The following is a 20,284-nucleotide window of genomic DNA, read 5'->3' on the forward strand; positions in this document are numbered from 1 at the left end:
CCTCCGTGCGGTGAAGATTCGACACCTCCACCACACACGGAGGCCTTCGCCGTGATCAAGCCCGGCCCGCGTTAACAACGCTCGTGATCAATACACCTAGGGCGCGCATGAGTGAGCGTGGCGGCTACGGTGCGTATGACTCCGGAGGAACGGGAGTTCTTGCATCGAATGTGTGACCTTTGCGGACGGTGCTCGTTGGATGAGTGACGGGATCTTCGGCACGCGGCAGGGGGTGAGGGGAATGGGCGGGCTGCGCGAGGTGGCGGCGCCTTTCGTTGCCCTCGGCTCGTGCGGTGTGGCCATCCGTACCCGGCTCAAGCACCTGTCGGCCGGGGACGAGGAGGTGCTCAGGCTGGTCGGCGGCCACCTCGGCACGCTGGCCGGGCGGGATCTACGGGCCCGCTGCGCCGCCGGTCTGGAGCACGACACCGACGCGTGGGCGGAGCGCAAGCGGGCCCTGACGGTGGAGTCGTCCTCGCGCTGGGCGGGCAGCATAACGAAGGCCACGCACGATCAATGGGCGTTGGCCTGGCGGGCCCAGGCGGCGCACATCCAGGGTCTTGAGGCGGGTGTGCGCACGGTCGCGCGCCGGTTGTCGTTGCCGGTGGGTGAGCCGGGGACCAAGCGGGCCCCGGGCGGGTACCGCACACGCCAGGAGTGGCATGCCAAGACCCGGCGCCTGCATGTGTTGGCCGACCGGCTGGAGTGCGAGCAGGCCGGCCGGGAGGCCGGGCGGGTGCGTGTGGTGCGGGGCGGTAAGCAGCTGCTGAACACTCGGCATCACCTTGAAGAAGCCGGGCTGAGTGAGGACGCCTGGCGCTGCCGGTGGGAACCCTCGCGCCGGTTCCTCCAGGCGGACGGAGAGTCGGGCAAGCGGTTCGGCAACGAGACGATCCGCATCACCGCGGACGGCGAGGTCAGCATCAAACTCCCCGCCCTGCTCGCCCACCTGGCCAACAGCAAGAACGGCCGGTACGTACTCGCCTCCCGCGTCGTCTTCCACCACCGGGGTGCGGAGTGGGCCGACCGCATCGCCGCGAACCGGGCGGTGGCGTACCGAATCCACGAGGACGTGCAGCGGGGCCGCTGGTACCTGACCGCCTCCTGGCAGATCCCGCCGGTCAAGACTGTGCCGCTTGCCCAGGCGCGGGCCGGCGGAGTCGTCGGAGTCGACACCAACGCCGACCATCTGGCCGCCTGGCGGCTCGACGCCCACGGCAACCCGGTCGGCAGACCACACCGCTTCGACTACGACCTGTCCGGCACCGCCCAGCACCGCGACGCACAGGTCCGGCACGCCCTGATCCGGCTGCTGCACTTCGCCAAACGCCACGGCCTGACGCTTGCCGTCGAGGACCTGGACTTTGCCGGATAAGACGCGGGAAAAGCACGGCAGACGGAAGCGGTTCCGCAAGCTCATCTCCGGCATGCCCGTGGCCAGGCTGCGGGCCCGACTGGTGTCGATGGCCGCCGAACTCGGCATCCCCGTCGTCGCCGTCGACCCGGCCTACACCTCCAAGTGGGGCGCCCAGCACTGGCAAAAGCCCCTCACCAAGAAGGACAGGAAGACCACTCGCCACGACGCGGCAGCCGTGGCGATCGGAAGGCGCGCCCTTGGGCACCCGATCCGGCGACGGACGGCACCGCCCCGCACCCACCAGAGCGATGGGTGCGGGCATCGGACCGTCCAGGCCGAACCGGGCACCCCGGGGCGTGAGGGAACCCGCCCCCGTATCCCGGACCACGGACACGATCCGTGCGCGCCGGACACGGCGAGAAAGCGGGGGACCAGTGTGCCCAACACCGTCCGGGGCACGCGGCTGAGCACAGGTCCTGGCAACAGGACTCACTCCCGCTCAGTCTCTAGGAACGGTGACCTGACATCGCGGGTCGCCCTTGACGGGGCCCACTCTCGACGCTCCCATGGGAACGCTCAACACCCGGTGACAGAAGTGGAGTTGACATGGGCTATCCCGGCGTCGACCAACTGGAGCGGCACGCCCTCGCGCTGGTCGCCGCGGCGCCGGGCGTGCTGCGGCTGCGTGCCGTCGGCGAGAGCCGGGCCGGGCGCCCGCTGTGGCTGCTGTCCGCGGGGCGCGGGGAACGGCAGATCCTCACCGTGGCCGGTGCGCACGCCAACGAGCCGGTGGGCGGGGCCTCCGTACTCCGGCTCGCCAGGATCCTGGCGCACAGACCCGGGAGCCTGGAGCCGCTCGGCTGCACCTGGCACTTCCTGCTGTGTCTCGACCCGGACGGGGCTCGTCTCGCGCACGGCTGGCAGCCCGAGGAGCCGTCGCCCTCGCTGGAGGAGTGCCACCGGTACTTCTACCGGCCCGAGTTCGCCTGTCAGCCCGAGTCGCTGCCCGCCCCCGGCACCGGCCGGGAGCCGCTGCCCGAGTCGGCGGCGCTCGTGCGGCTGCTGGACGAACTGCGGCCCGAGGTCCAGTTCAGCCTGCACGGCATCGAGGTCGGCGGCGCCTTCACCCTGCAGACCAGGAAGGTGCCCGGCGCCGCGCGCGCCTTCCGCGAGACGGCCGCACTCCTGCGCATCCCCCTCGACCACCGTCCGTACGACGCCCCCGACTGGCAGCCGGACCCGCCCGGGGTCCTGCGGCTCCCGGACGGGAACACCGGGAACGAACGGGACCCGAGCGGCTTCGTCGCCGAGAGCACCTGGCTGTACCCGTGGCGCTACCGCACCCTGACCGTCCTCGTCGAGGCGCCGGCCTGGTCCGTCCCGGCGGTGAGCGACCCCCGGCCCGCCCCCGACCCGCAGGGTGAGATCGCGCGGGCGGCCGAGCTGATGCTGGGCCGCACCGGGGAGCTGGCGGCGCTGCTCGCCGGCACCGCGGCCGACGACGTGTCCGAGGACCTGCTGCCCCTGTACACCGCCGCCCGGGAACTGCTGGCCGTCGCGCCGTCGATCGCCACCGGCTGGGCTCAGGAGCGCGGCGGTTCCCGGGGCCACTTCGCGACCCTCGGGGTCGCCGCCCGCCGCATCCCGCTGCGCGTGGCGGCCATGATGCGCCGGGCCCTGGACCGCACCGCCCCCGACACCGCCTGCCTCCTCACGGACCTGGTGCGCGAGTGGTGCCGGGAACTCGACAAGGCCTACGAGCTGCGCTGGATACCGGTGTCCGCGCAGACCGGGCTGCATGTGCGGACCATGTTGGACATCGCCCGCCGGCTGTGAACACAGAGGAAGGGCGCCCAGCTCGGAGCCGGGCGCCCTTTCACCGTCGTATGGCGGACCAGCCGTATGACGGACCATTCGTACGACGGGCTACTTTGCAGCCTCCGCGTCCACCGCCTGCGCCCGCAGCGCCCGCTCGACGCCCGAGCGGGACTCCGAGACCAGCCGGCGCAGGGCCGCGTTGGGCTCGGCCGCGGACAGCCAGGTGTCCGTCTTGGTCAGGGTCTCCTCCGAGACCTGGATCGCCGGGTACAGGCCGACCGCGATCTGCTGGGCGATCTCGTGCGAACGGGAGTCCCAGACGTCCTTGACGACCTCGAAGTACGTGTCCGCGTACGGCGCCAGCAGCTCCCGCTGGTCGGTCTGGACGAAGCCGCTGATCACGGCCTCCTGCACGGCGTTGGGCAGCTTGTCGGATTCGATCACCGACGCCCACGCCTCCGCCTTGGCCTCCGGGGTCGGGCGGGCGGCCCGGCTGGTGGCCGCGTGGCGCTCACCGGCCGCGGTCTTGTCCCGCTCGTACTCGGCCGAGATCTCCGCCTCGTCGAAGCGGCCGACCGCCGCGAGCCGCTCCACGAACGCCCAGCGCAGCTCCGTGTCGACGGCCAGGCCCTCGATCGTGTGGGTGCCGTCCAGCAGGCTCTCCAGGAGGTCCAGCTGCTCCGGCGTCCGGGCGGTCGCCGCGAAGGCGCGCGCCCAGGCCAGCTGGTGGTCGCCGCCCGGCGCGGCGGCGCGCAGATGGGCCAGCGTGGCGTCGGTCCAGCGGGTCAGCAGGGCCTCGCGGGTGACCGGTGCGGCGTACAGGTCGATCGCCAGCTTCACCTGGCGCTGCAGCGACTGCACCACGCCGATGTCGGACTCCTTGCCGATGCCGGACAGCACCAGCGACAGGTAGTCGCGGGTGGCCAGCTCGCCGTCGCGGGTCATGTCCCAGGCCGACGCCCAGCACAGGGCACGCGGCAGGGACGCCTCGAAGTCGCCGAGGCGCTCGGTGACGACCTTCAGCGACTCCTCGTCCAGCCGGACCTTCGCGTACGACAGGTCGTCGTCGTTGAGGAGGACGACGGCCGGGCGGCGCCGGCCGGCCAGCTGCGGTACGGCGGTCAGCTCGCCGTCGACATCCAGCTCGATCCGGTCGGAGCGCAGCAGCTTGCCGCTCACCTCGTCCAGGTCGTACAGGCCGACCGCGATGCGGTGCGGGCGCAGCGTCGGCTCGCCCTTGGCGCCGGCCGGCAGCGCCGGGGCCTCCTGGCGGACCGCGAAGGAGGTGACGACCCCGTCGGCGTCGGTGGCGACCTCGGGCCGCAGGATGTTGATGCCGGCCGTCTCCAGCCACTTCTTCGACCAGGTCTTCAGGTCGCGGCCGGAGGTCTCCTCCAGGGCGCCCAGCAGGTCGGACAGGCGGGTGTTGCCGAACGCGTGCGCCTTGAAATAGGCCTGCACGCCCTTGAAGAACTCGTCCTCGCCGACGTACGCGACCAGCTGCTTGAGCACGCTCGCGCCCTTGGCGTACGTGATGCCGTCGAAGTTGACCAGCACGTCGTCCAGGTCGCGGATGTCCGCCATGATCGGGTGCGTGGAGGGCAGCTGGTCCTGCCGGTACGCCCAGGTCTTCATCGAGTTGGCGAACGTGGTCCACGAGTGCGGCCACTGCGAGCCGGGCGCGGAGGCCTGGCAGGCGATGGAGGTGTAGGTGGCGAACGACTCGTTCAGCCACAGGTCGTTCCACCACTCCATGGTGACCAGGTCGCCGAACCACATGTGGGCCAGCTCGTGCAGGATCGTCTCGGCGCGCGTCTCGTACGCCGCGTCCGTCACCTTGGACCGGAAGACGTACTGGTCGCGGATGGTCACCGCGCCCGCGTTCTCCATCGCGCCCGCGTTGAACTCGGGCACGAAGAGCTGGTCGTACTTCTTGAACGGGTACGCGTAGTCGAACTTCTCCTGGAACCAGTCGAAGCCCTGCCGGGTCACCTCGAAGATCGCGTCCGAGTCCAGGAACTCGGCGAGCGAGGGACGGCAGTAGATGCCGAGCGGCACGCTCTGCCCGTCCTTCTCGTACACGCTGTGCACGGAGTGGTACGGCCCGACGATCAGCGCGGTGATGTACGACGAGATGCGCGGCGTCGGCTCGAAGACCCAGACGTCGTCCTTGGGCTCCGGCGTGGGCGAGTTGGAAATGACCGTCCAGCCAGTCGGTGCCTTCACCGTGAACTGGAAGGTCGCCTTCAGGTCAGGCTGCTCGAACGAGGCGAAGACCCGGCGGGCGTCCGGCACCTCGAACTGGGTGTACAGGTAGGCCTGCTCGTCGACCGGGTCCACGAAGCGGTGCAGGCCCTCGCCGGTGTTGGTGTACGCGCAGTCGGCGACCACACGGAGCACGTTGCGGCCCGCCAGCAGCCCGGGCAGCGCGATCCGGGAGTCCGCGAAGACCTCGGCGGGGTCCAGCGCGTCCCCGTTGAGCGTCACCTCGTGGACGGCCGGCGCCACCAGGTCGATGAAGGACGTCGCACCGTTTTCAGCGGCGTCGAAGCGCACCGTGGTCACGGACCGGTAGGTACCGCCCCCCTGCGCTCCGGAGAGGTCGAGATCGATCTCGTACGAGTCAACGGTGAGCAGCTCTGCCCGCTGCTGCGCCTCTTCGCGAGTCAGGTTTGTGCCAGGCACGCGGTCATCTCCTCGTTGTGTGTACGTTCGGCCATCCTTCCACGGGACCTGCACGAAGAGCGACGTCCCGGGGCTCCGCGGCGCAGCCCTAGGGAAAGCCCTATGAAAGGAGGGCGGGCACCCATGAGGTGCCCGCCCTGACGTGTCGTGTGCCGAGCCATCAGCCCTTGAGCTCGGCCGCCACCAGTTCCGCGATCTGCACCGCGTTCAGCGCGGCGCCCTTGCGGAGGTTGTCGTTGGAGATGAACAGCGCCAGACCGTTCTCCGCCGTCTCGTCGCGGCGGATGCGGCCGACGTACGACGGGTCCTTGCCGGCCGCCTGCAGCGGGGTCGGGATCTCGGAGAGGACGACGCCCGGGGCGCCCGCGAGCAGCTCGGTGGCGCGCTCGGGGGAGATCGGACGGGCGAAGCGGGCGTTGACCTGCAGGGAGTGGCCGGAGAAGACCGGGACACGCACACAGGTGCCGGAGACCTTCAGGCCCGGGATCTCCAGGATCTTGCGGGACTCGTTGCGCAGCTTCTGCTCCTCGTCGGTCTCGTTCAGACCGTCGTCGACGATCGAGCCCGCCAGCGGGAGCACGTTGAAGGCGATATTGCGCTGGTAGACCTGCGGCTCGGGGAAGTCGACCGCCTCGCCGTCGTGGGTCAGCTTGTCCGCCTCGGCGGCCACCTTCTGCACCTGGCCGTGCAGCTCGGCCACGCCCGCGACACCGGAGCCGGACACCGCCTGGTAGGTCGCCACGACCAGCGCCTCGAGCCCGGCCTCCTCGTGCAGCGGCTTCAGGACCGGCATCGCGGCCATCGTGGTGCAGTTCGGGTTGGCGATGATGCCCTTGGGGCGGTCCGCGATCGCGTGCGGGTTCACCTCGGAGACCACCAGCGGGACCTCGGGGTCCTTCCGCCAGGCGGAGGAGTTGTCGATCACCACGGCGCCCTGGGAGGCGACCTTCTCGGCCAGTGCCTTCGAGGTCGCGCCGCCCGCGGAGAAGATCACGATGTCGAGGCCGGTGTAGTCGGCGGTCGCCGCGTCCTCCACCGTCACGCCGTCCAGCACGGTCCCGGCCGAGCGGGCCGAGGCGAACAGGCGCAGCTCCGTGACCGGGCCCAGAGAATTAAATGCAGCCCGCTCCACGAGGATCCTGCGCATGACCGTGCCGACCTGACCGGTGGCTCCGACGATTCCGACCCTCACGGCGACTCCCTCTACGTGTCTCTTGCTGTGCCTCTGCGTGACCGGGGCCTGTCCATCATGCGGCCGACCCCGGTCCACCTGTCCAATTCTTTGCGGTGCGTGCTCGAAGAGTGGGACACGATCACCCGGCCGATGGTTGCGGACCTCCGTCGCACACCCCGCTGAGCTGGAGATATTCCCTCGGCGGCGACCCCGCGCCGCAAGCTGTGCTGTGCCGACCCTGCCCGCCCGGGCCCCGGCCACACGGCGGTGTGACGTACGCCTCTACGGGTCCGTCCGATCCGGTCGAACGTTTTCGCCCCCGCCGGCGTCCTAGGGGCACATGCGTGAGGGGGTGGCTTGTGCTGCGCGGAGGGGCGTGCCGCGACCAGGGTGCGTACGCCGGTGCGGACCGCAGTGCCCGTATCGACGGCGATCCACTGGACGCGGCCCAGGAACGCCGGGTACGGGCGGTGCTCGCGCTCGGCGGGGTGCCGCAGGCGGACCTGCTGGACGGGGTGCAGCAGGTACGCCTGCGGCTGCTGGAGCGAGCCGCGAGCGGGCGCGAGGCGCCGCGGGACGTGTCGGCGTGGGCGGCGGTGGTCGCCTCCAACCTGGCCATGGACTGGCACCGGGCCAAGCGGCGCCAGGAGCGGCTGGGGGAGCGGCTGGCGTCGCAGCGCGAGCCCGCGCACCCCTCCGGCGAGGAGACCAGCCTGCTCTCCCTCGCCGTCGCCCAGGGGCTGGACGAGCTGCCCGACGCCCAGCGGCAGGTGGTGATCCTGCGCTTCTTCGCCGATCTGCCGGTGCGCGGGATCGCCGAGGAGCTGGGCGTTCCCGAGGGCACGGTCAAGAGCAGGCTGCACACGGCGGTCCGCGCGCTGCGCGAACGGCTGCACGAGGACGAGGTGGTGTGACGTGACCGCCGAACACGAGGGCACGGCAGGAGCGGGGGAGTACGCCGGCATGGACGCGCTCATGGCCGCCATCACGGGCGAACCCCTGCCGGAGGAAGCCCGCCGGGACGCCGCCTTCCTGACCGAACACCGCTCGGCCGAGGCCGACGTGGCGGTGCTGAAGGAACAGCTGACCTGGCTCGCGGAGGCCTTGACCGGCGAGGAGCCGACGGAGGCCGAGCCCGCGGAGTCCGCTGCGCCTGCTCGGCCCGCTCGGCCCGCTCAGCCGGGTCAGTCGGGTCAGTCGGGTCAGCCGGGGAAACGCCCCCGCGGCGCCAGGCGTCCCGCCGGTCCCGCACGCCCGGCCGGCCCCCTGCGCCCGGGGCGCCCGTCGGGCCCGCGCCGGGCACTGCGGATCGCGCTCGGCTCGCTCGCCGGCGCGGCGGCCTTCAGCATGGTCGCCGGGCTCGGCTGGGTCGTGGTGCACAACGGAGCGAGCGACTCGATGAGCGGGAGCAGCGCCGACGCCGCGAAGAGCGACGCCGGCGGTTCGGCCGAGTACTCCGGCGCGGGCGGGCGGCCCGCCGACCCGGCGCTGGCCCTCGCCTGCTACCAGCTGGTCGCCGAGGGCACGGTGGCCGCGGTGGATCCGCGGACGCGGGCCCCCTTGACCCGGATCGTGCTGAGCGTGACCCGCTCCTACAAGCCGGCCCACGGCCCGGCCGAGGTCACCGTCCTCCTCGGCGAGGACGCCGACCCGGCCCCGCGCAAGGGACAGCACGTGCTCGTCGGAGTCGACCGGGGCCACCAGGCCGCGAGCCTGTGGGCCGTGGGCGACGCCCGCGTGGCCGCCGACCGCGCCTGGATCACCGAGGCCCTGCCGGACTCCCGGCACACCTCGTGCCCGCCCCAGGGACCGTGAAGGGGCGGGTGTCCCGACCGGACACCCGCCCCTCACCCGAGGTCAGGCCGGCGTTACGGCGTGACCTTCTCGATCTTCACGCTGCCGGTGCCCGCAACCGTGCCGCGCGCGTTCACCAGCTGGACCCGGCCGAAGAACTCGCGGCCCGCGGGGGCCTCGGCGGCGGCCGTGACCTGGCCGGTCACCGTGGCCGAGTCGCCCGTGCCGAGCTTGACCGGGGCCGAGCCGTCGACCGTGACGGTGCCGAGCGTGGCGGAGAAGAACACGTCCCGGTAGTCGTAGGCGGTCGAGCCGGACGGGACTGCGTAGCCCACGACCTTGATGGTGTACGTGCCGGCGGCCGGGGACGGGACGGAGACCGCCTCCTCCGAGTCGCCGTCCGCGGACTGCGCGACCTGCTTGCCGCTCGCGTCGTACACGGTCAGGTCCAGGTCGGCGGAGGCGTCGGAGACGTTGCCGATGGCCACGTCCAGGGACTTGGCGCCGGCCGGGACGTCCACCGTGGTGGTCTGCGTCTCGCCCTCCTTGATCGTCGGGCGGGCCGTCTTGGAGGAGCCGAGCGGGCCGCCGACCAGCTTGCCGTCGAGGGCCGCGTACTTGTTGGTCACCTTCCAGGAGGCGGTGGCCGGGGTGCCGACCTTGGCCTCGGGCACGGTCACGGTCTCCGGGTCGAAGGCCGCGCCGAGGACGGAGACGTCCAGCGTGTACGGGTTGTCGAGCAGCGGCGAGGTACGACGGGACTCGACCTCGACCTCCCAGACGCCGGGCTGCGGGTCGGCGTAGGAGCGCACGTCCGGCTTGCAGCCGTTGCCGTCGAGGTAGTTGTTGTAGCAGTACGGGGTGCCGGTGGTGTCGACCGGAGTGCCGTACGGGTGGATCGCGATGAACCGGGTCTGGCTCTTGTCCTGCAGCCCGCCGATCGCGACCTCGAGCGACTTCGCGCCCGCGGGCACGGTCAGGAAGTACGACTGCGTGCTGTTGCGCTGCACCGAACTCGACGCGGAGTAGGTGTAGTTCACCGGGGTGGCGACCACGACGGTGGTGAGGATCTGCTTGTCGATCCCCTCCGTGCTCGGGTCGTCGACCTCCAGGATCGCGCTCTTGAGGCCCGCGGACTTCGGGGCCGCCTGGACCTTGACGGTGACCGGCTGGTTGAGCGGCAGCTTCACCACGTCGTCGCCGAGGATCCGGAAGGTGCCGCCCGCGTTGTTCTCGAAGTGCAGCTCGTGCCAGACGGCCTTGTCCGGGCCGGACGTACGGGTGATCGTGACGTCGTACGTCTTCTTCTGCCCGGCCTTCAGGCCGCCCTCACGGTCGTACAGGCCGGTGCCGAAGCCCGGGGTCTTCAGCGCGGCGTCGAGCGCGGTGTCGACCGGGGCCTTCACGGTGTAGTCGTGGGACTCGGCGTCGTCGCGGATGGCGTCCCACGCGTCCACGATGTTGATGCGGCCCGCGCCCTCCTCGTAGGCCTGCGCGCCCCTGATGTGGTCGGCCGTCGAGGTCAGCGCCGTGCGCAGCCTGGCGGGCGTCAGGTCGATGCCCTTCTGCTTGGCGGCGCTCAGCAGCAGTGCGCTCGCGCCCGTGGCCTGCGGGGACGCCATCGAGGTGCCCTGGAGCATCGAGTAGCCTGCCGGCAGCGAGTAGCCCGACTCGGCGACCGGGGAGCCCGGCAGCCAGGTCTGGGTGGTGTTGATCGCGGCGCCGGGCGCGACCAGGGTCGGGGTGAAGCCGCCGTCCTCACGCGGGCCGCGCGAGGAGAAGGGCATCATCGCGTACTTCTTCTCCACGGCCGAGCCGTAGTTGGCGGCCCAGGTCGCCTTGGAGATGCCCGCGCCGACCGAGATCACCTTGTCCGCGAGGCCGGGGTCGCCGATGGTGTTGGCGCCGGGACCGGAGTTGCCCGCGGAGATGACGAGCTGGACGCCGTAGGTGTCGATGAGCCGCGTGTACAGCTCGGCGCGCGCGTTGTTGCCGTCGTTCAGCGCCGGCAGACCGCCGATCGACATGTTGACGATGTCGACGCCCCGGTTGGTGACCAGGTCGATCATGCCCTCGGTGAGGGCGATGTTGGTGCAGCCGCCGGTCCAGGTGCAGGCACGCGAGGAGACGATCTTCGCGCCGGGGGCGGCGCCGTTCATCTTCCCGCCGAACAGGCCGTTGGCGGCGGTGATGCCGGCGACGTGGGTGCCGTGCTCGGACTCGATGACGCCGATGTTGACGAAGTCGGCCTTCTTGCCGACCCAGTCGCCGCCGTACGGATCGGTCGGTACGTCCTTGCGGATCTGGACGACGAACGGCTGCCGCTCGACGACGTCGGTCGACGGGTTGTCGGTGCCGAAGTAGCCGATCTGGTAGCCGTCCTTGTACGGCTTCATCGGCGTGTCGTCGGTGAAGTCGAAGTTGTTGTTCAGGTCGACGCGGACGGTGCCGGCGGCCGGGTCGTAGAGGATGCCCCAGACGTCGGTGGTGTCGCCGTCCCGGTTGGCGTCGCCCTTGGCGTCGCCGCCGGCCGTCGCGGACTCGCGGAACAGGTTGACCTGGTAGTTGCCTTCGGGCGCCTTCCAGGTCGCGCCCCCGAAGCTGAACGACGGGCCGCTGACCGGGTTGGTCATCCGGCGCCACGTGCCGTCGCTGTCGGTGATCGGGTCGGTCGCGGTGACCCAGTCGACGATCTTGCGCTCGCCGGTGGTGGTCTTCTGCAGCGCCGGGTGGCCGAGGTCGACGCCGGAGTCGAGGATGCCGATGGTGACGCCGCGGCCGTCCGCCTTCGGGTGGTCCTGGACGAAGTCGACGGCACCGGTCTCGAAGGACGGGTTGTACGGGTTCTCCGCCGGGGTGTCCTTGCCCGGCCCGGAGTAGGTGCCCGCCGATGCCGAGGCCTTGGCGCCCTGCGCGGTGTCCACGCTCGGGGCGGGGTCGTCCAGCTGGATCTCCTGGCGCAGGTCGATCGCCTGCACCGAGGACAGCTTCGCGGCGGCCGCGATCGCCGAGTCCGCCTTCGCGGTCGGGACGGTGGCGCGGACGTAGCCGAGCTTGTCGTAGGTACGGCCCACCGAGCCGCCCTTGACCGCGTCCAGCTCCTCGGCGACCTGCTCAGTCTTACCGGGCGCGGTCGCGATCATCATCGTGACGTTCTTGTCGCCGTCCGCCTTGGCCTCGGCAAGCAGGTCGGAGTCGTCCGAACCGAGCTTGTCGTGGGCGGACTTGACGCCGGGGTCGGCGGCCGTGGCGGGCGGCGCGTCGGCGGCGAGGGCCAGGGATATCGGCCCGGTCGCGCAGAGAGCGGCCACCACGCCCACGGCCATCGCTATGCGGGCCAGGCGTCTGTGGCCGGGTATCGGATCCCGCTCGGGGGTGTGGGTCATCGGCATCCCTTGTAGGTAAAGAATCCAGTGCCGGACGAGGGCACAGCTTTACCCAAAGGGCCGGAATGTGGGGACCGTTGACCTAATCGATATGGATGTATGGGGAAAACCCGCGATGCGATTTGCCCGGATGGAGGCTCAATAGCCCGCTATTTACTCAGTTCTCCTTCGAGCGGGCGTAATGGCGGGACGCCTTCGCGCGGTTGCCGCACGCGGCCATCGAGCACCAGCGGCGGGTGCCGTTCCTGGACGTGTCGTAGAAGTGCAGGATGCACGACTCGTGGGCGCACGAGCGGATCCGGTCCGGAGCCTCGCCGAGCAGTTCCAGGTAGTTCCTGGCGGCCAGCCAGGCCGGCCCCCAGGACGGGTCGGCGAACTCGGGCTCCTCGGCCGCGCCGTCCTCGGTCAGCCGGACCCGGATGCGCCCGTGCGCGAGCACGGCGTCGACCAGCGGCGCCCCCTGCGCCAGTGACCCGTCCACCGCGGTCTGCAGCGCCTCGCGCGCCTGCCGCAGATGGCGCAGGACGTCCGCGTCGGCCGCGTGGGTGCCGTCGAGCCCGTTGCTCGCGAGCCACACCGCGAGGCCCTCGGCGTCGGCGAGCAGGTCCTGGGTGACGCCCTCCCTGTTCCACCTGGTGTTGAGCAGGTCGAGGGCGAGGGGCTCACCGGTGAGCGGGCGGGGATCGCGGGCGGCGGACATCGGGCTCTCCTTCTCGGCTAACCGGTCAAGAGTACGTGAGCGGTTGACACCCGTCATTCTAACCCCCTAAGCTCGATTAAGACGGTTAGATACCTACCCCGAAGGGGAGAGCCATGACCCTGCGCACCGGCCACACCGGCCTGAACGTCACCGACCTGGACCGTTCCCTCGCCTTCTACCGGGACGTCCTGGGCTTCGCCCTGCTCGCCGAGGGCAAGGCGGACGACCGGAGGTACGCGTTCCTCGGGGACGGCGGCGACGCCCCCGTCGTCACCCTCTGGCAGCAGGCGCAGGGGTCGTACGACGGCGGCCGGGCCGGGCTGCACCACCTGGCCTTCACGGCCGACTCGGTGGACCGGGTCCGGGAGTACGAGACGGCGCTCAGGGCCGCCGGAGTGGAGTTCGCCCACGAGGGCCTGGTGGCCCACCGGGAGGGCTCGGCCTCGGGCGGGATCTTCTTCCACGACCCGGACGGCACCCGCCTGGAGATCTCCGTGCCGCATGGCGCCGAGGATGCGCCTGCGCCGCACGCCTCCGCCCCGACCTGCGGTTTCTTCTAGCCATGAGCGTGTACCACGCCGGTTCGCGCGCCGTGCAGGACCTGGTCGGCGTGCGGGACCGCGCCGACCACGTCGGCCAGTCCCTCGGCCAGGGCATCAAGCCGGTGGCGGCGGCCTTCCTGGAACTCCAGCCGCTGCTGGTCCTGGGCGCGGCGGACCCCCGTACCGGCCGGGTGTGGGCCTCGCCGGTCACGGGTGCCCCCGGCTTCGTCCGGGCCACCGGGCCCCGGCAGATGTCCGTCGCCGGGGGGCCACCCCCGACCGACCCGCTCGCGACGGCCATGGCTGCACCGGACACCCCCGTCGGCACCCTCGCCCTCGACCCGCGCACCCGCCGCCGGATGCGTCTCAACGGCCGCCTGCGGCCCACGGCCCGGGGCTTCGCGGTCCGGGCCGACCAGGTGTTCTCCAACTGCCCGAAGTACATCCAGCGCCGGGAGTCGTACGAGAGGGTCCCGGGCCGCGAGCCGGGCACACCGCGTCGGGCCGCCTGGCTGACCTCCCGTCAGGCCGGGTTCATCGCGGCGGCCGACACCTTCTTCCTGGCCACCGTGCACACCGGCGGCGCCGACGTGAGCCACCGCGGCGGCAACCCCGGCTTCGTCCGGGTCGACTCGCCGCACGAACTGAGCTGGCCGGACTATGCGGGCAACGCCATGTTCCTGACCCTCGGCAACCTGCGCACCGACCCGCGCGCCGGACTGCTCTTCCTCGACTGGACGACCGGCACCACCCTCCAGCTCACCGGCGAGGCGCACACCGAGTTCACCGCCGGCGGGGAGCGGACCGTGCGCTTCCGTGTCACGGAGGTCCTGGAGACGCCCGCGGCCCTGCCCCTGCGCTGGTCGGCTCCGGAATATTCGCCCGCCAACCCGGAGCAAGCCCGCTAACGTCCCTCCATGCGACGGAAGTCGAGGGTGGCGGCCTACGCCGTGTGCGTCCGTGACGGACAGATCCTGCTCGCCCGCTCGCCGGGCCCCGACGGCACCCCTGAATGGGTACTGCCGGGCGGCGGCATGGAGCACGGCGAGGACCCGTACGACACCGTCCGCCGCGAGGTGAGCGAGGAGACCGGCTACCGCATCGAGGTGACCGGCCTCCTCGGTGTGGACTCCACCCGCCATGTCTTCCGCAGCGGGCGCCTGCGCCGGCTAACGGACCACCACGGAGTCCGGATCGTCTACGCGGGCGAGATCACCGGCGGCGAACTCCGCCACGAGGTAGGCGGATCCACCGACTTCGCGGCCTGGCAGGACCTGGACGCCGTACCCGGCCTGAACCGGGTGCGGCTGGTCGACGTGGCCCTGCGGCTGTGGCACGAGCGGCCCGCGTCCGGACGGGTGGCGAAGGGGAACGGGGCCGGGCCCGGGGCGGGTCCCCCCTACCCCGGCAGATGAACGAGGAGTAACCGGCCCCCGGCCACGCGCAATCGGCTCCATGACCGCCCTACGCACCCGTGATCCACGTACGGTGATCGGCGCTGCGCGTTGCCGCCGCGTTCACGTGCAGGTCATTCCCGATGTCAACCATCCAGAGTGAGCGGGGTGTTCGCGTCTGCGACGGCCCGCGACCACTGCCGACGCGTTCGCACTCGGGGAGATCGCGCCATGTCGCGCATACGCTCTGTCGCCAGCTCCGCGCTGGGGGTCCACCGCCGTACCGTCCTCGCCGCCGCCGGAGCGGTCTCGCTCTCCGCAGGCGTCGGCTACGCCCTCCGCCCCACCGACAGCGAGGCCGCCACCGCCACCGGCACCGGCACGCAGGAGACGGCGATCGCCTCCTCCCGCAAGGCCCCCGCGGCCCCTCTCGCCCCGTACACCAAGGGCACCACCCTGGCGAGCGTCGCCGCACCGCGCAGCGGTTCCGGCTACCGCCGGCTCGGCGACGGGCCCGGCTGGAAGCGCGTGGTGCGCAGCGACCTGGCCACGCCCCACTCCGGCCGCGCGAGCCGCCGTACCGCGCTGGCCGCGTTCGTCCAGCTCACCGACCTGCACCTGATGGACAGCCAGCACCCGCTGCGCTGGGAGTTCCTGCGCTCCGCCGACCGGCACACCTGGCGCCAGCAGGAGGCGCTCACCGTGCACGGCGCCATCGCACTCGTGGAGCGGGTCAACGCGCTGCGCGGCGCCCCCGTCACCGGTTCCCCGCTGCACTTCGCGATGACCACCGGCGACAACACGGACAACAACGCCCACTCCGAGCTGGAGTGGTACCTGAAGGTCCTCAGCGGCGGGCGCATCACCCCCAACACCGGTGACCCGCGGCACTACGAGGGCGTCATGAACAGCGGGCTCAAGCAGTACTGGCAGCCCGACTCGGCCCTGCGCGACTCCGACAAGGAGCTCGGCTTCCCCCGCCTGCACGGTTTCCTGGCCGCCGCGATCCGCGAGGTGCGCAGCCCCGGCCTCAACCTGCCCTGGTACTCCACCGTCGGCAACCACGACGCCCTGGGGATGGGCACCTACGGGCACGGCGACCCGTATCTCGCGGAGTTCACCGTCGGCGGCAAGAAGCTCATGAGCCTGCCGGAGGCCGACGCCCGGAAGATCCTGGACGCGATCAACAACGCCAAGGACCCCAAGGGCACGCTGCTGCGCGACGTGCTCAAGGCCCATGCCCGCTCCATGCGCTCGGTCACCCCCGACGAGCGGCGCGCCCCGTACACGGCCGCCGACTACCTCAAGGCCCACCTGAACCCGGCCCACGCCGGCCGCGGCCCGGTCGGCCACGGCTACTCCTCCGCCAACCTCGACGCGGGCACCCAGTACTACACCTTCCGCATCGCGGACGACGTCATCGGCATCAGCCTGGACACCACCGACCCGGGCGGGCACTACGAGGGGTCCATCGGCACCGCCCAGCTGAACTGGCTGGACAGGACCCTCAAGGACAACAAAGACTCCTACGCCGTCGTCTTCAGCCACCACACCAGCAAGTCGATGACGAACACCCGCCCCGACCCCGCCCGCCCCGGCGAGCGCCGGCACAACGGCACCGAGCTGCTGTCCCTCCTGGGCCGGCACCGCACCGTGCTGGCCTGGGTGAACGGCCATCTCCACCGCAACCTCATCACCCCGCACACCGGGTCCGGCGGACGGTCCTTCTGGGAGATCACGACCGCCTCGCACGTCGACCACCCGCAACTCGCCCGCATCATCGAGCTGGTCGACAACAAGGACGGCACGCTCTCGGTCTTCACCACGCTGGTGGAGTCCGCGGCCCCGCACCGCACCGACTTCACCGATCTCAGCCAGACCGGCCTGGCGGCCCTCTACCGCGAGCTGGCCTTCAACGCCCGCGGCGGCAAGCAGAACCTGGCCGGCAGCGCCACGGACCGCAACACGGAGCTGGTGCTCAAGAAGCCCTGACCCGAGAACGGCCAAAAGTCACTCAACCGGGTTACACCAAGGCAACCTTCACACAGCGACGCAAGGTCCCTTCCCCCGACCGAACCGAACAGCACAGTTGGGGGAAGACATGCGTGCACGCACGACCCTGGTGGGCGCCACCGCCCTGCTCCTCACGGCGGCCGTGGCGGGCCCGGCCGTCGCCGCCGGCTCCACCACGGGCAGCGCCTCCGCAGGCGCCCACTCCGCCACCCGCCGCGCGATCGAGGCGGCGGTCCGGGCGGGCGTCCCCGGGGTGACCGCGACCGCGAAGGACAGCCACGGCACCTGGTCGACGACGGCCGGCGTGGGCGACGTCCGCACGGGCGAGCCGCGCTCGACGGCCGACCGCTACCGCGTCGGCAGCATCACCAAGACCTTCGTCTCCACCGTCCTGCTCCAGCTGGAGGCGGAGGGCCGGCTCTCCCTGGACGACACGGTGGACCGGTGGCTGCCCGGGGTCGTACGGGGCCACGGCCACGACGGCCGCCGGATCACCGTCCGCCAGCTCCTCAACCACACCAGCGGCATCTACAACTACACCGCCGACGAGGACTTCGGCCGCACCTACTTCACCAAGGACGGCTTCTACGCACACCGCTACGACGCGATCACCCCGCGTGACCTGGTCGCGATCGCGATGAGGCACGAGCCTGACTTCGCGCCGGGCACCTCCTGGCGGTACTCCAACACGAACTACGTCCTGGCCGGCATGGTGATCGAGAAGGTGACGGGCCACTCGTACGCGGACGAGATCACCCGCCGCATCATCGCCCCGCTGCACCTGACGGCCACCTCCCTCCCCGGTACGCGGGTCACCGTCCCGCAGCCCAGCAGCCGCGCCTACTCGAAATTCACGGAGACGACGGGCCCGTCGTACGACGTCACGAAGCTCAACCCCGCCATCGGCTCCTCGGCCGGCGAGATGATCTCGAACTCCGCCGACCTGGACCGCTTCTACAGCGCCCTCCTGCGGGGCAAGCTGCTCCCGCCTCGGCAGCTGAAGGAGATGAAGACCACGGTGAAGGGCACCGGGTACGGCCTCGGCCTGGCGGACTACACGCTGAGCTGCGGCGTCCACGTCTGGGGCCATGACGGCGGCATCCACGGCTCCGCCTCCGCGGCGGTGACGACCGCCGACGGCCGCCACTCCCTGGGGGCCAATTTCAACGGGGACTGGACCGGGGACATGATCGCGGTGGTGGAAGGGGAGTTCTGTTAGCCACCGTTTCATTCGCGTAGTTCTGTGTTAACCCGTACGCAATGTCCGTACCGCCTCATATCGGCTAACCCGCTGTGGACGGGGATGGCTCGATCTTCTCGATCATTTATGCAAGGCGGGTGGTCGTGTGCGTACGAGGCACGGACTGCGAGTGCTGTCGGTCTACGAGGGCTTCTTCTCCGGAGGAGCCAGGATCGTGCACAGCGACGTTGTACTGGGACTGGCCGAGGGCGGCCAGTCCCACCGGGTGCTCAGCATCCACGGAGAGGTCCACCGCGAGGCCACCCGGCAGCGGATGGAGGACGATCACTGCTACCGGGCGCTGACCGCCGGCGAGGTCGGGGTCACCTCGCTCGGCCGCACCGCGGGCCTGGTGGACGGGTCGGTCGCAGCGTCGGTTTTCAGCGGACCGGAGCTGGCCGAAACTGCACGGGCCATGGCCGGGGCGGATGTGATCCTCTCCCTCAAGGAACAGCCGCTCGCCCTCCTGAACCAGGCCGGCCTGCCCCGCCGCCCGGTCGTGGTCTGCCTGCACCGCTCCGACCCCGAGAACCAGGGCCCGGCCCTGGACGAGCTGAGGGCCGCGATCGCCGACGGCAAGGTGGCGGCGTGCGTGTGCTGCGCCGAGTCGACCCGGGCCGCGTACGAGGCCGCCGGCATCCCCGGCGAGGTGCTGCACGTGATTCCCAACGGGGTCGACCTGCTCCGCTTCCGCCCGGACGCGGCGGCACGGCTGGCATTCCGCGCGTCCGTGGGCATCCCGGCCTCGGCACCCGTGATCGTCTTCGCGGCCCGCTACGCCACGATGAAGAACGTCCCGCTCTTCCTGCGCGCCGCCCGGGCCTTTCTGGCCCGCGAGCCCGAGGGCCACGTGCTGATGTGCGGCGCGGGCATGAACGACACGAACCCGGCCCTGTGGGCCGACATCGAGGTCGCGTTCGGCGCGGACCGGCACCTTGCGGAAAGGATCCGCCTCCTCGGCGTACGCCGCGACATGGAGACCGTCTACGCCGGCTCCGACGTCGTCGCCCTGACCTCCGCCTCCGGGGAGGCGGCGCCGCTGTGCCTGATCGAGGGCATGATGTGCGGCGCCGTGCCGGTGACGACGGACGTGGGCGACAGCGCGGAGATCGTCCGGGGCCACGGTTTCGTGACCCCGCAGGACCCGGAGGCCATCGCGCGGGCCTGGACGGCGGCGGTCGCCGGCCGCGCCGACTTCGCCCCGGCGCTGGCGGCGAGCCGCGAACGCTTCAGCCGTACCCGCATGATCGCGGCGTACGCCGCGCTGCTCGACGGCGTCCACACGGGGGCTTCGCGACTGCCGACGCTGCCTGAGCCGCTGTGATCGCCACCGCGGCCCATGCCTCGGCCGTGTCGCCTACGCGCGTTCAGGACGCCCGGGTGAGAACCGGAAGGTAGCCGAGGGACTGTCCCGGGGCCGTGGGGTGGTACGACTGGGTCGGGGCCAGGATGTCGACGCTGCGCATCCAGGGGCTGCGCGAGCAGATCTCGTGGCCGGTGAAGGCGGACCTGACGTCTGCGAAGGTGAAACCGTGGTCGGCGGCGCGCTTGGCGATCACGCCGTTGAGGTGGTCCACTCCGTGGTTGATGGCGGCGCGCTCCGACTCCGCGAGGCCCGCTGCACAGCTGCCCCTGAGCTGGTACAGGTGCGGATAGCCGAGCACGACGACATGCGCGTGAGGCGCCCTGTTCCTGATCGCCGAGTAGAGACGGTCGAGGTTGTCCGGGAGAGGGCCGTCCATGGTGGAGCGCGCGGAGGAGAGGGCAGACATGCAGATCGTGGTGGAGCCCAGCACGCAGGTCGTCATCACGGTACCGAAGCCCGCGTCGCTGCCGCCGGCGGTGAGGGTGACCAGCCCGGTACGGGAGCCGAGCGGGCCGAGCTGGTCGGCCAGGACGTCGCTCGTCCGGGCGCCGTTGCACGCAGCGAAGCTGAAGGACGACGGCTGGTGGGTCTCGGCCCACAGGACGGGGTATGCCCGGCTGCTGCGCTTGCAGTCCGCGCTGGAGGAGAAGTAGTCGCCGGCTCCGACACCGGCGGAGTAGGAGTCACCGAGGGCCACATAGCCCGTTGCCGCTGTCCGGGGCGCCGCCTCCACGGTCGCGGGGCCGACGAAGGCGAAGGGAGCCGCCGCGAGGAGCAGGGAGGATGCATATGCCGCTATTCCGGACTTTCTCATA

Annotated in this window: 14 protein-coding genes and 1 pseudogene; 10 read left to right on the forward strand and 5 right to left on the reverse strand. The window is 71.4% G+C overall.

The features are described from left to right. The first annotated feature begins 241 nt into the window (after positions 1–241). Positions 242–1,867: pseudogene (locus ACZ5DS_RS40195) on the forward strand (IS200/IS605 family accessory protein TnpB-related protein). A gap of 96 nt (positions 1,868–1,963) precedes the next feature. Beyond that, positions 1,964–3,193, forward strand: a complete 1,230-nt coding sequence (locus tag ACZ5DS_RS40200) for a M14 family zinc carboxypeptidase (RefSeq protein ID WP_468248861.1) — start codon at positions 1,964–1,966, stop codon at positions 3,191–3,193. A 90-nt stretch (positions 3,194–3,283) separates the two neighbouring features. Here ACZ5DS_RS40200 and pepN read toward each other — a convergent pair whose 3' ends face one another. Beyond that, the gene (pepN, locus tag ACZ5DS_RS40205; protein ID WP_468248864.1) at positions 3,284–5,860 is read right to left on the reverse strand and encodes an aminopeptidase N; all 2,577 of its coding nucleotides are present in this window, start codon (positions 5,858–5,860) and stop codon (positions 3,284–3,286) included. A gap of 160 nt (positions 5,861–6,020) precedes the next feature. Continuing rightward, positions 6,021–7,052, reverse strand: coding sequence for an aspartate-semialdehyde dehydrogenase (locus ACZ5DS_RS40210; RefSeq protein ID WP_468248866.1), 1,032 nt, complete (start codon positions 7,050–7,052; stop codon positions 6,021–6,023). A gap of 341 nt (positions 7,053–7,393) precedes the next feature. Here ACZ5DS_RS40210 and ACZ5DS_RS40215 point away from each other — a divergent pair, with 341 nt between their 5' ends. After that, a complete protein-coding gene (locus ACZ5DS_RS40215; RefSeq protein WP_468249028.1) occupies positions 7,394–7,948 on the forward strand; it encodes an RNA polymerase sigma factor in 555 nt (184 codons plus the stop codon). Between the two features lies 1 nt (position 7,949). Then, on the forward strand, positions 7,950–8,849 hold the full coding sequence (locus tag ACZ5DS_RS40220; RefSeq protein WP_468248869.1) for a hypothetical protein: 900 nt from the start codon (positions 7,950–7,952) through the stop codon (positions 8,847–8,849). A 53-nt stretch (positions 8,850–8,902) separates the two neighbouring features. On the opposite strand, the gene ACZ5DS_RS40225 is transcribed toward ACZ5DS_RS40220, so the two are convergent. Continuing rightward, entirely contained in the window at positions 8,903–12,214 is a 3,312-nt protein-coding gene (locus ACZ5DS_RS40225; RefSeq protein WP_468248871.1) for a S8 family serine peptidase, read from the reverse strand. A 157-nt stretch (positions 12,215–12,371) separates the two neighbouring features. Then, positions 12,372–12,914: a CGNR zinc finger domain-containing protein gene (locus ACZ5DS_RS40230; RefSeq protein WP_468248873.1), complete on the reverse strand. Its 543-nt coding sequence runs from the start codon at positions 12,912–12,914 to the stop codon at positions 12,372–12,374. Positions 12,915–13,027: 113 nt separating this feature from the next. On the opposite strand from ACZ5DS_RS40230, the gene ACZ5DS_RS40235 reads away from it, so the two are divergent. The 6 genes from ACZ5DS_RS40235 (at position 13,028) to ACZ5DS_RS40260 (ending at position 19,427) form a co-directional block, all read left to right on the forward strand. Then, positions 13,028–13,474, forward strand: a complete 447-nt coding sequence (locus tag ACZ5DS_RS40235) for a VOC family protein (RefSeq protein WP_468248875.1) — start codon at positions 13,028–13,030, stop codon at positions 13,472–13,474. Between the two features lie 2 nt (positions 13,475–13,476). Further along, positions 13,477–14,364: a pyridoxamine 5'-phosphate oxidase family protein gene (locus ACZ5DS_RS40240; RefSeq protein WP_468248877.1), complete on the forward strand. Its 888-nt coding sequence runs from the start codon at positions 13,477–13,479 to the stop codon at positions 14,362–14,364. Between the two features lie 9 nt (positions 14,365–14,373). Next, entirely contained in the window at positions 14,374–14,871 is a 498-nt protein-coding gene (locus tag ACZ5DS_RS40245; protein WP_468248881.1) for an NUDIX hydrolase, read from the forward strand. Positions 14,872–15,081: 210 nt separating this feature from the next. Next, the gene (locus ACZ5DS_RS40250; RefSeq protein ID WP_468248883.1) at positions 15,082–16,842 is read left to right on the forward strand and encodes a TIGR03767 family metallophosphoesterase; all 1,761 of its coding nucleotides are present in this window, start codon (positions 15,082–15,084) and stop codon (positions 16,840–16,842) included. A gap of 109 nt (positions 16,843–16,951) precedes the next feature. Continuing rightward, positions 16,952–18,082 (forward strand): serine hydrolase domain-containing protein, encoded by a 1,131-nt coding sequence (locus ACZ5DS_RS40255; RefSeq protein WP_468248885.1) that lies wholly within the window; start codon positions 16,952–16,954, stop codon positions 18,080–18,082. A gap of 151 nt (positions 18,083–18,233) precedes the next feature. After that, entirely contained in the window at positions 18,234–19,427 is a 1,194-nt protein-coding gene (locus ACZ5DS_RS40260) for a glycosyltransferase (RefSeq protein WP_468249030.1), read from the forward strand. Between the two features lie 43 nt (positions 19,428–19,470). Here ACZ5DS_RS40260 and ACZ5DS_RS40265 read toward each other — a convergent pair whose 3' ends face one another. Beyond that, entirely contained in the window at positions 19,471–20,283 is an 813-nt protein-coding gene (locus ACZ5DS_RS40265; RefSeq protein ID WP_468248887.1) for an SGNH/GDSL hydrolase family protein, read from the reverse strand. Position 20,284: the final 1 nt, after the last annotated feature.

The organism is Streptomyces sp. NPDC031100 (assembly GCF_055570785.1).

What these genes read in the sequence shown, in the direction of transcription:
- ACZ5DS_RS40200 (WP_468248861.1), top strand. Translation starts at nt 1,964, where the DNA reads ATGGGCTATCCCGGCGTCGACCAACTGGAGCGGCACGCCCTCGCGCTG.
- ACZ5DS_RS40225 (WP_468248871.1), bottom strand. Translation starts at nt 12,214, where the DNA reads ATGACCCACACCCCCGAGCGGGATCCGATACCCGGCCACAGACGCCTG.
- ACZ5DS_RS40230 (WP_468248873.1), bottom strand. Translation starts at nt 12,914, where the DNA reads ATGTCCGCCGCCCGCGATCCCCGCCCGCTCACCGGTGAGCCCCTCGCC.
- ACZ5DS_RS40235 (WP_468248875.1), top strand. Translation starts at nt 13,028, where the DNA reads ATGACCCTGCGCACCGGCCACACCGGCCTGAACGTCACCGACCTGGAC.
- ACZ5DS_RS40240 (WP_468248877.1), top strand. Translation starts at nt 13,477, where the DNA reads ATGAGCGTGTACCACGCCGGTTCGCGCGCCGTGCAGGACCTGGTCGGC.
- ACZ5DS_RS40245 (WP_468248881.1), top strand. Translation starts at nt 14,374, where the DNA reads ATGCGACGGAAGTCGAGGGTGGCGGCCTACGCCGTGTGCGTCCGTGAC.
- ACZ5DS_RS40250 (WP_468248883.1), top strand. Translation starts at nt 15,082, where the DNA reads ATGTCGCGCATACGCTCTGTCGCCAGCTCCGCGCTGGGGGTCCACCGC.
- ACZ5DS_RS40255 (WP_468248885.1), top strand. Translation starts at nt 16,952, where the DNA reads ATGCGTGCACGCACGACCCTGGTGGGCGCCACCGCCCTGCTCCTCACG.
- ACZ5DS_RS40265 (WP_468248887.1), bottom strand. Translation starts at nt 20,283, where the DNA reads ATGAGAAAGTCCGGAATAGCGGCATATGCATCCTCCCTGCTCCTCGCG.